General features: G+C 74.1%; 14 protein-coding genes. 7 read left to right on the forward strand and 7 right to left on the reverse strand.

Annotated elements, in window-relative coordinates:
• Nucleotides 1-901: thiamine-phosphate kinase (locus VGI02_RS10020; RefSeq protein ID WP_331559871.1), on the forward strand; the 901-nt coding region annotated here is incomplete at its 5' end.
• 13 nt (nucleotides 902-914) lie between these two features.
• Here VGI02_RS10020 and VGI02_RS10025 read toward each other — a convergent pair.
• The 5 genes from VGI02_RS10025 to VGI02_RS10045 form a co-directional block, all read right to left on the reverse strand.
• Complete coding sequence (locus VGI02_RS10025) at nucleotides 915-2,171, reverse strand: (Fe-S)-binding protein (protein ID WP_331627215.1); 1,257 nt, start codon at nucleotides 2,169-2,171, stop codon at nucleotides 915-917.
• A 167-nt stretch (nucleotides 2,172-2,338) separates the two neighbouring features.
• A complete protein-coding gene (locus VGI02_RS10030) occupies nucleotides 2,339-3,514 on the reverse strand; it encodes an FAD-binding oxidoreductase (RefSeq protein WP_331627191.1) in 1,176 nt (391 codons plus the stop codon).
• Entirely contained in the window at nucleotides 3,511-4,989 is a 1,479-nt protein-coding gene (locus tag VGI02_RS10035; RefSeq protein WP_331627192.1) for an FAD-binding oxidoreductase, read from the reverse strand. Before VGI02_RS10035 ends, VGI02_RS10030 begins: the two co-directional genes overlap by 4 nt.
• The gene (locus VGI02_RS10040) at nucleotides 4,986-5,738 is read right to left on the reverse strand and encodes an HAD family hydrolase (protein ID WP_331627193.1); all 753 of its coding nucleotides are present in this window, start codon (nucleotides 5,736-5,738) and stop codon (nucleotides 4,986-4,988) included. The genes VGI02_RS10035 and VGI02_RS10040 overlap by 4 nt, the downstream gene beginning before the upstream one ends.
• Nucleotides 5,735-6,541, reverse strand: coding sequence for an IclR family transcriptional regulator (locus VGI02_RS10045; RefSeq protein ID WP_331627194.1), 807 nt, complete (start codon nucleotides 6,539-6,541; stop codon nucleotides 5,735-5,737). The genes VGI02_RS10040 and VGI02_RS10045 overlap by 4 nt, the downstream gene beginning before the upstream one ends.
• A gap of 181 nt (nucleotides 6,542-6,722) precedes the next feature.
• Here VGI02_RS10045 and aceB point away from each other — a divergent pair, with 181 nt between their 5' ends.
• The 4 genes from aceB to VGI02_RS10065 all read left to right on the forward strand — a co-directional run bounded on the left by aceB (nucleotide 6,723) and on the right by VGI02_RS10065 (nucleotide 10,172).
• Nucleotides 6,723-8,327, forward strand: coding sequence for a malate synthase A (gene aceB / locus VGI02_RS10050; protein ID WP_331627195.1), 1,605 nt, complete (start codon nucleotides 6,723-6,725; stop codon nucleotides 8,325-8,327).
• A gap of 1 nt (nucleotide 8,328) precedes the next feature.
• Entirely contained in the window at nucleotides 8,329-8,859 is a 531-nt protein-coding gene (locus VGI02_RS10055) for a GNAT family N-acetyltransferase (RefSeq protein WP_331627196.1), read from the forward strand.
• A gap of 141 nt (nucleotides 8,860-9,000) precedes the next feature.
• Nucleotides 9,001-9,405, forward strand: coding sequence for a hypothetical protein (locus VGI02_RS10060; RefSeq protein ID WP_331627197.1), 405 nt, complete (start codon nucleotides 9,001-9,003; stop codon nucleotides 9,403-9,405).
• An 83-nt stretch (nucleotides 9,406-9,488) separates the two neighbouring features.
• A complete protein-coding gene (locus VGI02_RS10065; protein ID WP_331627216.1) occupies nucleotides 9,489-10,172 on the forward strand; it encodes a uracil-DNA glycosylase in 684 nt (227 codons plus the stop codon).
• Nucleotides 10,173-10,199: 27 nt separating this feature from the next.
• Here the strand turns inward: VGI02_RS10065 and VGI02_RS10070 are convergent, their stop codons facing one another.
• Nucleotides 10,200-10,622 carry a hypothetical protein gene (locus VGI02_RS10070; RefSeq protein WP_331627198.1) on the reverse strand — a complete coding sequence of 141 codons (423 nt, stop codon included), beginning with the start codon at nucleotides 10,620-10,622 and terminating at the stop codon, nucleotides 10,200-10,202.
• A 158-nt stretch (nucleotides 10,623-10,780) separates the two neighbouring features.
• Between VGI02_RS10070 and VGI02_RS10075 the strand changes: the two genes are divergently transcribed.
• Entirely contained in the window at nucleotides 10,781-10,978 is a 198-nt protein-coding gene (locus VGI02_RS10075; RefSeq protein ID WP_331627199.1) for a DUF397 domain-containing protein, read from the forward strand.
• Nucleotides 10,979-11,087: 109 nt separating this feature from the next.
• Here the strand turns inward: VGI02_RS10075 and rpmB are convergent, their stop codons facing one another.
• A complete protein-coding gene (rpmB, locus tag VGI02_RS10080) occupies nucleotides 11,088-11,279 on the reverse strand; it encodes a 50S ribosomal protein L28 (RefSeq protein ID WP_331627200.1) in 192 nt (63 codons plus the stop codon).
• A 172-nt stretch (nucleotides 11,280-11,451) separates the two neighbouring features.
• Between rpmB and VGI02_RS10085 the strand changes: the two genes are divergently transcribed.
• Entirely contained in the window at nucleotides 11,452-13,734 is a 2,283-nt protein-coding gene (locus tag VGI02_RS10085; protein WP_331627201.1) for an ATP-dependent DNA helicase RecG, read from the forward strand.
• The last annotated feature ends 403 nt before the right edge of the window (nucleotides 13,735-14,137 follow it).

Consider the following 14,137-nt stretch of genomic DNA (forward strand, 5'->3'; position numbering starts at 1 on the left):
CACCGCCGATCGGCCCCAGCCCGAGGGGACCCTGCTCGGTCCGGGGGACGACGCCGCGGTGGTGGCGGCGCCGGACGGCCGGGTCGTCGCGACCGTCGACACCCTGGTGCAGGGCGTGCACTTCCGCCTCGACTGGTCCGGACCCGAACAGGTGGGGCGCAAGGCGGTCGCCGCGAACCTCGCCGACATCGCCGCGATGGGGGCCGTCCCGACGGCGCTGCTGCTCTCGCTGGCCTGCCCGGCCTCGACGCCGGCCGACGTCGTCGACGGCCTGGCCTCCGGCATCTGGGACGCGGCGTCCGAGGCAGGCGTAGGCGTCGTGGGCGGGGACACCGTCTCCGCCGAGCAGATCGTGGTGTCCATCACGGCGCTGGGCGACCTGGAGGGCCGCGCCCCGGTCCGGCGGGCGGGCGCGAAGGTCGGCGACGTGGTCGCGGTCCGCGGTGTGCTCGGCTGGTCGGCGGCCGGGATGGAGGTGCTGCGCCGCGGTTTCCGGTCCCCGCTCGCGATGGTCGCCGCACACCGCACCCCTCGGCCCCCGTTCACCGAGGGCCCGGTGGCCGCGCGGGCCGGGGCCACGGCGATGGTCGACACCTCCGACGGCCTGCTCGCCGACCTGGGGCACATTGCCGCGGCTTCCCGGGTCCGCATCGACGTGCGCTCGGACCTGGTGCCGGTGGCCGACAAGCTCCGCGACGTGGCCTCCGCGCTGGGCCGCGACGCGCTGACCTGGACGCTCACCGGGGGCGAGGACCACGCGCTCGTCGCCTGCTTCCGGGAGGAGGACGCCGTGCCCGACGGGTGGACGGTCTTCGCCGACGTCCGCCTCGGCAGCGGGGTGAGCGTGGACGCCGACCGGTGGGGCGGCGCGGGCGACCCCGGGTGGCGGCACTGGCGCTGAGGCGGGGGGCCGGTCAGAGGCCGGGTGGGCGCACCCCCCGGATCGAGGCGTCGAGCAGCTGGACCGGGTGCAGCATCGGCAGCTCGCCCTCCAGGTACTTGCGGATCTGCAGGAGGCACCCGGGGTTCGCGGTGACCAGCAGGTCCGCCCCGGTCCCGCGGATGTTCTCGGCCTTGCGACGCCCGAGCTCGCCCGCGGCCTCCGGCTGCAGCATGTTGTAGATCCCCGCCGAACCGCAGCAGATCTCGGCCTCGGGCAGTTCGGTCAGCTCCACGCCCGGGATCGACCGCAGGACGTCCCGCGGCTGGGTGCGGATCTTCTGGGCGTGACCGAGGTGGCAGGCGTCGTGGTACACCACGGCCGCGTCGACCCGGTGTCGCGGCGCCCGCGAATCCTCGAGCGCGTCGGCGAGCACCTCGGAGACGTCGCGGACCTTCGCCGTGAATCGCGCCGCGCGATCCGCCCATTCCGGGTCGTCGGCCAGCAGCTCGCCGTACTCCTTCATCGAGGAGCCGCAGCCCGCGACGTTCACCGCGACGACGTCGACGTCGGCCCGCTCGAACACCGCGATGAGCGCCTTCGCCCGCCCGGTCGACTCCTCCTCCCGCCCGGCATGCAGCCCGAGCGCCCCACAGCACCCCTGCTCGCGGGGCGCGACGACCTCGTAGCCCTCGGCGGCGAGGACCCGCGTGGTCGCGAGGTTGACCTGATGGAAGAAGACGTCCTGGACGCACCCGGTCAGCATGCCGACCCGGCCGCGCCGCGGCCCGACGGCCGGGGTGCGCGCGGGGGTCCGGGCGAACGCGTCGCGCACCGACACCGGCGGCAGCAGGGACTCCATCGCGACGAGGCGCTCGAGACGGCGCGGCAGGCGCGCGAGCAGGCGGTCCATGCGCGCCGGCCGCAGCTTCTGGTACAGCGCCCCGCCCAGCGAGGCGGCCCGCAGCCGCCGCCGGTACGGGAACAGCGTGAAGATCGCCTCGCGGAAGAGCCGGTCCGCCCGCGAGCGCGGCACGTTCCGCTCGATCTGCGGCCGGGTGGCCTCCAGCAGCCGGTCGTACTGCACGCCGGACGGACAGGCGGTCACGCACGCCATGCAGCCCAGGCACCGGTCCATGTGCGTGGTGAAGGCGCCCTCGAGCGGGATCTCGCCCTTCTCCGCCATCTCCATGAGGTAGATGCGCCCACGCGGGGAGTCCATCTCCTCGCCCCACAGCGCGTAGGTCGGGCAGGTCGGCAGGCAGAACCCGCAGTGCACGCAGTCGTCCATCAGCTCGCGGGCCGGCGGGCGGTGGTCGTCGAAGGCCCCGAAGGAGCCGAGCACGTCCTGGCCCTCGTGACCTCCGGCGTGGTCGGCGCGCTCGGGCGCCGGCTGCTCCCCACGCTGCGAGGAGAAGTCGGGCGAGGGGCCGGTCGCCTCGGTGGGTCCGGTCTGGGTCATGCGGTCACTCCCGTCGGCAGCCAGGGCGCGAGCCGCCCCCGGCCGAAACGCTGGTCGGGGTCGAGTGAGGCGGCCACGGCGCGCAGCAGGGTCGCGGAGGTCGGAGCCGGGCCGAGCGCGGCAAGGTCGGCGCGCCCGGCCGGTCGGCGGCGGAGCAGCGACGTACCGCCCAGGTCGGCGACCCGCCGGTGGACGTCGTCCACGGCCCCGGCGGTGGCGGGCACGGAGAGCGTCGCGACCCCGGTGAGGGGTGCGGCGGTCACCCCGGTGGCGTGCGTGAGTCCGGTGAGCAGGCCGGTGAGCTGCGACGGGGTGACCCCGACCCGCAGGACGGCGCGGTCGGCGGCGCCGTTGTCGGCGGCGCCGTCGACGGCGGCCTCGTGGGCGGCCCAGGCGGCGGATGCGTCGGTCTCGGAGAGCAGTTCGGCCCCGGCGCCGAGGGTCTCGCGGAGCCGGGTGACCCGTCCGGCGACGCCGTCGCGGGTGCCCTCGAGGCGGGCGAGCAACCGGCCTGTCGCCCCCTCCTGGAGCCACTGGACGGCCGAGGCCTCGACGGGGCTCGCGGCCACGGCCCGGGCGCGGCCCGCCGCGTCGGCCTGCGGGGCGGGGAGGGAGACGGTCGCGGTCGCGACCGGAGTCGGGTGCAGGCGCAGGATCAGCTCGGCGACCACGCCGAGGGTGCCCTGCGCCCCGTGCAGCAGCTTCGTCAGGTCGTACCCGGCCACGTTCTTGATCACATGACCGCCGCTGTGGGCGACGGTGCCGTCGGCGAGGACGACCGTGGCGCCGATGACCAGGTCGCGCAGGGAGCCGTAGGTCAGGGCGAGCGGACCGGAGTCGGCGGTGGCGAAGAGCCCGCCCAGGGTGGCGCCGCGGCCGACACGGGCGGCGTCGAAAGCGACGCGCTGCCCGTGCTCGCCGAGGATCTCCTGCAGTGCGACCAGCGGGGTGCCTGCGCGCACGGCGACGGTCATGTCGCCCGGGTTGTGGCTGATCACGCCGGTGAGAGACGTGGTGGACAGGACCGTGGCGCCCGGCTCGGGCACTCCGGCCCAGTCGGAGGCGGTGCCCGCCCCGGCGACGAGCAACGGTCCGGTGTGGTCCCCGACGGCGTCGCGCAGGTCGTCCAGCGACTCCGGCGTGACCGTGGGGGTGGCCGACGATGTGGTCACAGGCGCTCGATCACTCCAGCCTCCTCCAGCGGATGGGCCTGGTACTTGCCCGGCTTCTCCCCGCACAGGCGTGGTGTAGGGAAGATCTTGCCCGGGTTGCACAGCCCGTGGGCGTCGAAGCCCGCACGGACGCGCTTCATGACGTCGAGGTCGTCCTCGGAGAACATGGCCGTCATCGAGCAGGCCTTGTCGGCTCCGATGCCGTGCTCGCCGGACAGCGAGCCGCCGAGCTCGACACACAGTTCGGCGATACTGCTGGAGAGCTCCTCGGCCTTGTCGTGCTCGCCGCCGGCCTCCGAGTAGAGGACCAGTGGATGGAGGTTGCCGTCGCCGGCGTGGAAGACGTTGGCCACGCGCAGGCCGACCGCGGAGCCCATCTCGGCGATACGGGCGAGCACCTCCGAGAGCCGGGTGCGGGGGACCACGCCGTCCTGGACGATGTAGTCGGGGCTGATCCGCCCGACCGCGGCGAAGGCGGCCTTGCGTCCCTTCCAGACCTTCGCCTGCTCGTCCGCGGTCTCGGCGACGTGGATGCGCGTGGCGCCGTTGCGCTCGCAGATCGCGGTGAGCTGGTCGAATTGGGTGTCGCACTCGTCGGCGGGACCGTCCAGCTCGATGATCAGCGCCGCCGGGGCCTCGACGGTGTAGCCCGCGCCGACGGCGGCCTCGGCGGCCTCCATGGCCAGCGAGTCCATCATCTCCACCGCGGCCGGGATGATCGAGGCGTCCACGATGTCGCCGACCGTGTCGCCCGCGGCCTGGACGGACGGGAAGTCGGCCAGGACGAGGCGCTTGGACTCCGCCTTCTGCAGCAGCCGCACGGTGACCTTGGTACAGATGCCGAGAGTGCCCTCGGAGCCGAGAAAGACCCCGCGCAGGTCGGGGCCTGCCTGCTCGCCGGTCGGGCCGCCGAGGGTGACGAGCGAGCCGTCGGCGAGCACGACCTCCATCGACAGCACGTGGTTGGTGGTGAAGCCGTACTTGAGGCAGTGCGCGCCGCCCGAGTTCTCCGCGACGTTGCCGCCGATGGTGCACACCTGCTGGCTGGACGGGTCCGGCGCGTAGTAGAGGCCGTGTGGGGCGGCCGCCTTCGTGATGTCGAGGTTGAACACCCCCGGCTCCAGGACCGCCCGCCGGTTCTCGACGTCGATCTCGAGGATGCGCCGGAGCTTCTGCAGCGAGATGACTACGCCGTCGGCGACCGGGAGCGCGCCGCCGGACAGGCCGGTGCCCGCACCTCGCGCGACGAACGGGACCCCGTGGCGGGCGCAGACCCGGACGCAGGCGGCGACCTCCTCGGCGTCGCGGGGGAGCACGACCACGGCGGGGACCTGCCGGAAGCCGGTCAGCCCGTCGCACTCGTAGCTGCGCAGGCCCACGTGGTCGGTGATCACGCACTCGTCGGGCAGGAGGGCGGAGAAGTCCGCGGCGAGGGCGCCGGTGGTGCGCCCCGCGGTCGTGGTGGCTGTCGTCATCGGTCTGCTCGCTCCCTGAAGGTGGCTCCGGGATCCTCGCCCGCCGCGGCCACGATCGCCACCAGAGCCGCCGGGTCGGAGAGGTCCTCGGCGACGTGGTCGGCGCCGGCGGCCGTCAGCTCGGCGGCCGTCGCGGCGCCGGTGGCGACCCCGACGGCGAGGGCGCCCCCCGCGTGGGCGGCCTCGACGTCCCGTGGGGTGTCCCCGACCACGACCAGGGCCACGGGCCGGCCGTGACGGCGCTCGAGGGTGGCCCGGGCGGCGTGGATCAGGACCGACCGCGGGCCGGGGAGGTCGCCGTAGACCCCGGCCTCGAGGTCGAGCGGGCCCGGGGCGAGCCCCGCGACGGTGAGCTTGAGCTCGGCGCCCTCCCGGACGTTCCCGGTGACGACGAGCTGGTCGACCCGCGGCCGCGCGGCGAGCAGGGCGAGCGCCTCCGGCACGCCGGGCAGCACCGTGAGTGCCTCGGCGAGCTCCGGCCCGCGACCGTCCCACTCCCGCACGATCGCGGCGACCATCGCGCGGGTGTACTCGTCACCGCGCCGGTGCAGTGCGGCCGCCTCCTCCGCGGGCAGGCCGTCGCGGAAGGCCTCGGCCACGAGATGGTCGGTCATCCCGCCCATGGGTACCGGTGGCGGCTCCCGGCCGGCGACGGAGACGAAGGCCCGGCGCAGCACGTCGCCGCCGACCCGACCGCCGCGCAGCAGCGTGCCGTCGATGTCCCAGCACACCCCGACCGGGCGGCTCACCGGCCCGCCCCCTCGGGTGCCGGGTCCGACGGCCGGACCGGCACCGTGATGCCGGTCAGCTGGTCGGAGATGCGCCGGGCCGCCTCGCGCAGCAGCGCCCCGACCCCGTCGACGCGCTCCGGGCCGAGCCGCGCCTCCGGTCCGGAGACCGAGACGGCGCAGGGCGTCGGGGCGCCCGGGACGGGAACGGCGACGCAGCGCACCCCGACCTCCTGCTCGCCCTCGTCCACGTGCCACCCGCGCTCCACCCCGACCCGGATCTCGCGGTCGAGCGTGACGACGTCGACGATCGTCGCCGGGGTGCGGGCGGGCATCCCCGCACGCTCGACCAGGCGGTGCGCCAGCTCGGCCTCCACGGTGGAGAGCAGCGCCTTGCCGACCCCGGTGCAGTGCAGCGGGACGTGGGCGCCCACCTCGGTGAACATCCGCATCGGATGGGGCGAGGGGACCTGCGCGAGGTAGACCGCCGAGGACCCGTCGAGCCCGGCGAGGTTCGCCGACTCGCCGGTGCGCTCCACGAGGTCGGCCAGCACGGGCCGCACGCCGTCGCCCAGGACCCGTCCGGCCGCGTCCCCGAGCCGGACCAGGCGGGGCCCCAGCGCGTACCGGCGCCCGGGCTCGCGGCGGACGTGCCCGAGCTCCACGAGCGTGGCCAGCAGCCGGTGGATCGTGGCGGCGGGCAGCCCGGAGGCGGCCGCGAGCTCGGAGAGCGTGGCCCGGCCGCCGGCGTCGGCGAGGTCGTCCAACAGGTCGAACGCGCGCTGCAGGGACTGCACGGGACGGCCGCCGGTGGTTTCCGGCATGGCTGACCTCCTCCCCGGCTACCCACGGCCCGTCCGACGGTGGCTGACGGGATCAGTTGAACATTCCGCATCGCGAAAATCAAGTTCCGCGGTGTAGAAATACGACGACCGAGGCCGTACCGTCGTCCCCGGCGCCACCGCGTCATCGAGAACCGCGTCATCGAGAGAGGAGCACGCAGCCATGCCGCCGACGGGTGTCGAGGTCACGGGATACCAGGCCGATCGCCAGCAGGAGGTGCTCTCCGACGAGGCGCTCGCCTTCCTCGCCGAACTCCACCGCACCGCGCAGCCCACCCGCGAGACCCTGCTCGACCGGCGCCGCGAGCGCCGCGCCGAGATCGCGCGCACCGGCACCCTGGACTTCCTGCCGGAGACGCGCGACGTCCGCGAGGGCGAGTGGCGGGTCGCCCGGGCCCCCGCCGACCTGGCCGACCGCCGCGTCGAGATGACCGGGCCGACCGACCGGAAGATGACGATCAACGCGCTGAACTCCGGGGCGAAGGTCTGGCTGGCCGACTTCGAGGACTCCCACAGCCCCACCTGGGAGCTGGTCATCGGTGGGCAGGCCAACCTCGTCGACGCGCAGTCAGGCGACGGCAAGCTCACCTTCGACAGCCCCGAGGGCAAGCACTACGAGGTCACCGCGGACGACCAGCCGACCGTCGTGGTCCGCCCGCGCGGATGGCACCTCGACGAGAAGCACATCACCGTGGACGGCACGCCGATCGCCGGCGGCCTGGTCGACTTCGGGCTGTACTTCTTCCACAACGCGAAGGCCCTGACCGAGCGCGGCAGCGGTCCCTACTACTACCTGCCCAAGACGGAGTCCCACCTCGAGGCCCGCCTCTGGAACGACGTGTTCGTGAAGGCGCAGGACCTCCTGGGCATCCCGCAGGGCACGGTCCGGGCCACGGTCCTCATCGAGACGATCACGGCCGCGTTCGAGATGGAGGAGATCCTCTACGAGCTGCGGGACCACGCCTCCGGGCTCAACGCGGGCCGCTGGGACTACCTGTTCTCGGTCATCAAGAACTTCCGGGCCCAGGGCCGGGACTTCGTCCTGCCGGACCGCAACTCGGTCGGCATGACGGTGCCGTTCATGCGGGCGTACTCCGAGCTGCTCGTCCGCACCTGTCACAAGCGGGGCGCGTTCGCGATCGGCGGCATGGCGGCCTTCATCCCCTCGCGCAAGGACCCCGAGGTCAACGACAAGGCCATGCAGAAGGTCCACGACGACAAGGCGCGCGAGGCAGGCGACGGCTACGACGGCTCCTGGGTCGCGCACCCCGACCTCGTGGAGATCTGCCGCGAAGAGTTCACCAAGGTCCTCGGGGACGCCCCCAACCAGCTGGAGAAGACCCGCGAGGACGTCTCGGTGACCGCCGCCGACCTGCTCGACGTCAAGTCGACCCCGGGCGAGTGCACCGAGGCCGGGCTGCGCAACGACGTGTCGGTCGGGCTGCAGTACATCCAGTCCTGGCTCTCGGGCACCGGCGCGGCGGGCATCTTCAACCTCATGGAGGACGCCGCCACGGCGGAGATCTCGCGCTCGCAGATCTGGCAGTGGATCCACAACGACATCAGTCTCGACAACGGGAGGACGGTCACGCCCGACTACGTCCGCACCGTGGTCAGCGAGGAGCTCGAGAAGATCAAGAACACGGTCGGCGAGGAGACCTTCGAGAAGGGTCGCTGGCAGGAGGCCCGCGACGTCTTCGAGTCGGTCGCCCTGGGCGACGACTACGTCGAGTTCCTGACCCTCCCGGCCTACGCGCTCATCGACTGACGTGTCCGCGTCCCGCTCGCGCCCGGACACCACCGGGCTCGTCCTGCGGGTGGCCGCCTACGACGACCCGGAGAGTGTCCGGTTCGTGGAGGCCGTCCAGGCCTTCTACCTCGAGCGCTACGGCGGGGCCGACCGGACGCCGGTCGACCCCGCCGAGTTCGCGCCGCCCCGGGGGCTGTTCCTCATCGGCAGCCTCCCGGGGAGGGGCGCGGTGTGCTGCGGTGGCTGGCGCCGCCATACCGCGGCGACCATCGCCGCCGCGGACGCCGCGGTGCTGCGCCCGCGGGACGCCGAGATCAAGCGGATGTGGGTCGACCCGGCCCATCGGCGCCGCGGGCTGGCCGGAGCGGTGCTCGACGAGCTCGAGCGCACCGCCCGGCTGGCGGACTGCGGGCGCACGGTCCTCGAGACCGGTGTCCGGCAGCCCGAGGCCCAGGCGTTCTACGAGATCCGCGGGTACGGGCGGATGCCGAACTTCGGTGTGTACCGGGACGAGCGCGACAGCGTCTGTTACGCCCGTGAGCTCGCCTGAGCGACTCTTCGGACGTACCGCATCACCCGGGTGGAGCACGGTCGTTGAGGGGTCGTGCATCGTCAGCGCCTTCTCGCGTGCCTCGTCGCCGTCGCCGCCCTTCTCCTCGCGGGAACCGGGATCGCCTCGGCCTCTCCGCCGGTGAGCCCGGGAGGTACGGCGCACGGCACCGGGACCGCGCCGGGGCTCTCCTTCTCGTTCGACGTCACCGAGCACGGGTCCGACCCGCACTCCGCGAGCGGGTACTTCCGGGCGACTCTGATCCAGCCCGCGGGCACGCTGATCGCACCCCAGGGCCCGGCCACGTGCGTGGACGTGCGCGGCGACACGGTCGGGTTCCTCTACCCGCTCGTCGACGGCACCCGTCCCACGGCGCTGCCGTTCGCGTCGATCCTCATCACCGCCCACGACGGCGGGCCGGGGCACAAGGACTCGGTCGGCTTCGTCGGCCCGCTCCCGACCGCGGCGTTCGGCGGCAAGTGCGCACCCGCGATCCCGTTCCTCCCGGTAACCAGCGGCGACGTCGTCGTCCACCCCGGGTCCTGATCACGGGTCCACCCCGCCGGGGCCCCGGCCCCGGGCACGGTTAGCGTGACCTCCGTGCCGAGCTACGACCCGCGCGGGAACCACTGATGGCGCGACCGCTCTCCGAGACCGTCGAGGCCGGCTGGGCGCAGGCCCTCGAGCCGGTGGCCGATGACGTGGCGGCGATGGGCGACTTCCTGCGCGCCGAGGTCGCCGCCGGCCGGACGTACCTGCCCTCGGGCGCGAACCTGCTGCGCGCGTTCTCGCAGCCCTTCGCCGACGTGCGGGTCCTGATCGTCGGCCAGGACCCCTACCCGACCCCGGGCCACGCCGTCGGGCTCTCGTTCTCGGTGGCGCCGGACGTGCGCCCGCTGCCCAAGAGCCTGCAGAACATCTTCCGTGAGTACGGCGAGGACCTCGGCCACCCGCCGCCCTCGACCGGGGACCTCACGCCGTGGACCGACCAGGGCGTGCTGCTGCTCAACCGCGTCCTCTCGGTGGCGCCCGGTGCCCCGGGCTCGCACCGCGACAAGGGATGGGAGAAGGTCACCGAGCAGGCCATCCGCGCCCTCGTCGACCGCATCGACGCCCCGCTGGTGGCGATCCTCTGGGGCCGCGACGCCCGGTCGCTGACGTCGCTGCTCGGAGAGGACGTCCCGACCGTCGAGTCGGCGCACCCGAGTCCGATGTCCGCGTCCGGCGGGTTCTTCGGATCGCGCCCGTTCAGCCGGGCGAACGAGTACCTCGAGGAGCTCGGGGACGAGCCGGTGGACTGGCGCCTGCCCTGACCCCGCGGGGCGGGCGAGGACGCGGGCTCAGCGCCGGACGCCGAACCGGCGCCGTGAGCGGCGTTGCGGGGCGAACATGCTCCACGCCCGGCTGGGGGTGGTGTCCGGCCGGTGCCGTCCGCACCGCTCCGCCCGGCGCCGCCCGCGCACGAGGCTCATCAGCCGGGTGAACGGCGTGTGCCGGGGGCGGCGGTCGAGCACCGGCAGGGGGCGTTCCGCGACCGCCGGGAGGCCGACGATCTCCGGCGAGGGCAACGGGGGCCGTGCGAGGGCGGCCGCCGCCCCGGTCGCGTGGCCGGTGACGGGCGTGGCCTCGGGCGGGCGCGCCTGTTCGGGCGTGAGTCGCTGCGACACGACGCGTAGCGGCACGGGGGCCGAGCGGCGGTGCACGGTGCGCTCGGCGCGCGGTACGCGAGGTTCGGTGGTCGTCGGTGTGTCCGATCGGCTCACCACGACCTCCGTTCATCGCACACCCCTGCCCGGCGCACTCGTTCGATCTTCACCTACGTACCGTGCAGGCGCAAGGACGAGCGCATGTGCGTCTGCCGGTGGCGCGCATCACGGCCGATCGGAGAGGGGTCGATATGCCCGACACGCCGGGGTGGAGCGTGAGCGGGGCCGGGGTCGAGACGGCGCGGCTCGCCGACGGCGGGCTCCTGGTCCGCGCCGCGGGCGACGCCGACGGGCCCGTCCTGCACTACACGCGGGCCGAGATGGACGCGTTCGTGCGCGGGGTCAAGGACGGCGAGTTCGACGACCTCGCCGAGCCGTTCGCCTACGCGCCGCGCGGCACCGTCGCGTCCTGACCCGGCCGGCTCAGGAGCATCACGGGCCCGGACACACCTCGGGCCCGGCACGCGCGTCGGCGGCCGGGCCCGGGAGGCGAGGGGTCCGGCACGGGCTGGACCTCGGTGATCAGGCGCGGCTGACCTTGCCTGCCTTCAGGCAGGACGTGCAGACGTTCATCCGCGAACGGTTGCCCTTACCGATACGGGCGTGCACCGTCTGCACGTTCGGGTTCCACCGGCGGTTGGTCCGGCGGTGGGAGTGCGAGACCGACTTCCCGAAACCGGGGCCCTTCGCGCACACATCGCACACCGCAGCCACTTCGAACACCTCTCGACATCGCCGGTCATCCGAGCGCACGGCATACGAGACCACCGTGCGGCAGGTTCCCAGCGTAACGGAGCACCGGGGCGGCCCCGGCCGGTGGGGTGCCCCGCGGCCGTGTCGGGCGACGTCGTCGGTGGGGGATGAGAACCTTCACCCCGTGGTGGACATGGACTCCCCTCTCGCGGAGGCCCTCGGCGGGCGCTCGGCGGCCGCGCTGCGCAAAGCACTCGACATGGAGACGGTCGGGGACCTCCTGCGCCACCTGCCGCGCAAGTACCAGCTGGTGAACGACCTGGGGTCCATGGATCCGCGCGAGCTGCGCGAGGGCACCTACGTCACCGTGGTGGCCGAGGTGGAGCGTGCGACCCACCAGCGGCGTCCCCGCAGGGGCGGCCGCGGGCTCCTGGACATCACGACGATGCAGATCTCGGTCGGCTCGCTCGACCTCGGGGTCACCTTCTTCAACCAGGCGTGGCGCCACCTGCAGATGCCCCGCGGCACGCGGGCGATGTTCGCCGGGAAGCTCGAGAAGTTCCAGGGGCGCTGGGTCCTCGGCTCCCCGCAGGCACGCAAGATCCGCGCGGAGGGCAGCGCCGGTGACGACGACGACGAGGAATCGCTGAAGCTCCCCCCGGTCACGCCGATCTACCCGGCCACGAGGAACGTCCAGACCTGGGACCTACTCGCCGCGGTGCGCCAGACGCTGGAGGTGTTCGACGACCCGCTGGATCCGGTGCCGGAGGAGATCCGGCGCCGCCACGGCCTCGTCGACCTGGGACGGGCGCTGCGCGACATCCACCTGCCGGCCACGCTCGAGGACACCAAGCCCGCGATGCGGCGCCTCACCTGGGACGAGGCGCTCGCGCTGCAGCTGGTGCTGCAGGGGGAGAAGCTCGCTGCCTCGGACCGTCCGGCGCCCGCCAGCCCCCGCATCGAGGACGGGCTCGCGGCGGCGTTCGACGCGCGCCTGCCGTTCGCGCTGACCGCCGGGCAGCGCAAGGTCGGGGCCGACCTCGCCGAGGCCCTCGCCGGGAGCCGGCCGCTCAACCGGCTGCTGCAGGGCGACGTCGGATCGGGCAAGACCGTCGTGGCGCTGCGGGCCATGCTCCAGGTCGTCGACGCCGGGCGGCAGACCGTCCTGCTCGCGCCCACCGAGGTGCTCGCGGCGCAGCACGCCCGTTCGCTGCGGGCGATGCTCGGCCCGCTGGGCCGGGCGGGCGAGCCCGCGGCGCTGTTCGCCGACGACGGCGAGGCGGAGCCGGTCGAGCTCGAGACCAGCGACCAGGCCACCCGGATCGTGCTGCTCACCGGCTCGCTGTCGGCGAAGGAGCGCCGCGCCGCGCTGCTCGACGTCCAGTCCGGCGCGGCGGGCATCGTCGTCGGGACCCACGCCGTGATCCAGGAGGGTGTCGGGTTCGCCGACCTCGGCCTGGTCGTCGTCGACGAGCAGCACCGGTTCGGGGTGCGCCAGCGTGACGAGCTGCGGTCCCGCACCGGGGACACCGCGCCGCACCTGCTGGTCATGACCGCGACCCCGATCCCGCGGACGGTCGCGCTCACCCTCTACGGCGACCTCGATGTCTCGGTGCTCGACGAGCTCCCGGCCGGGCGGCAGCCGATCGAGACGCGGGCGATCCCCGGCGGGCGGCCCAAGTGGCTCGCCCGGGTGTGGGAGCGGGTTCGCGAGGAGGTCGACGCGGGGCACCAGGCCTACGTCGTGTGCCCGCGTATCGGGGGAGACGAGCCGGCGGTGACCGGGGCGAGCGGAGCGACGGGGTATGGAGACGAGGCGGCCGACGGGCCCGAGGACCCCGAGGGCGCCGAGGAGGAGCGCCGACCCCCGCTGGGCGTGCTCGAGGTGGGCGAGCTGCTCGCCGCCGGGCCGCTCGCCGGACTCCGGGTGGAGATCCTGCACGGGCGGCTCCCGTCCGAGGAGAAGGACGACGTGATGCGCCGGTTCTCCGCGGGCGAGATCGACGTCCTGGTCGCCACGACGGTCGTCGAGGTCGGCGTCGACGTCGCGAACGCGACCGCGATGGTCGTGCTCGACGCCGAGCGCTTCGGGGTGTCCCAGCTCCACCAGCTGCGGGGCCGGGTCGGCCGGGGCAGCTCACCCGCGTCGTGCTTCCTCGTGACCGACCTGCCGTCCGACGGTGCGGCCATGGCCCGTCTGGAGCGGATCGCCGAGATCCACGACGGGTTCGCGATGGCCGACCTGGACCTCGAGCTGCGCAGCGAGGGCGACGTGCTGGGCACGGAGCAGGCCGGGCGGGTGTCGACGCTGCGCTTCCTGTCGGTGCGGCGTCACGGCGAGGAGATCGCGGAGGCCCGCGAGGTGGCCCTCACCGTGCTCGAACAGGACCCGGGTCTTACCCGCCATCCACGGCTCAACGGGCTCGTCCGCGCCGTGGTGGGTGACGAGGGAGCGCAGTTCCTGGACCGGCTCTAACCTGGACCGGCTCTGAACGGCAGGCGAACTGCGTCCGAACGGCAGCATTGCCGGTCCGAACGGCCCTGGGGGCGGCGGACGGCGGACGGGGTACGCCCACCGGGGCGGACGCCCCGTGACCACTCGGGTACGCGCTGATGGCCGATCGGCGCGCGATGGCGACCTCCGGGCGCGACACGCAGTCCCCGGTTGCCCCAGATCGGTCACGGTTCGGTTACGGTACGGCTGTCGGTTCGCAACAGCGCCCCGATGCGCTCGGCCGCTTCGCCCGACCCGTTCGGCGGCCTCCCCGGAGCGCGTGGACGTTCAGGACGGGACGGAGATCGTCGGCCCACCGCACTCCCCAGCGGTCGGGTCGACCGGGGACCCGCTCCCCGTCCGGTCACCGTCGGGCGTGGAGACG

The sequence above is a fragment of the Actinomycetospora sp. genome (assembly GCF_036497245.1).
Classification (GTDB): Bacteria; Actinomycetota; Actinomycetes; order Mycobacteriales; family Pseudonocardiaceae; genus Actinomycetospora.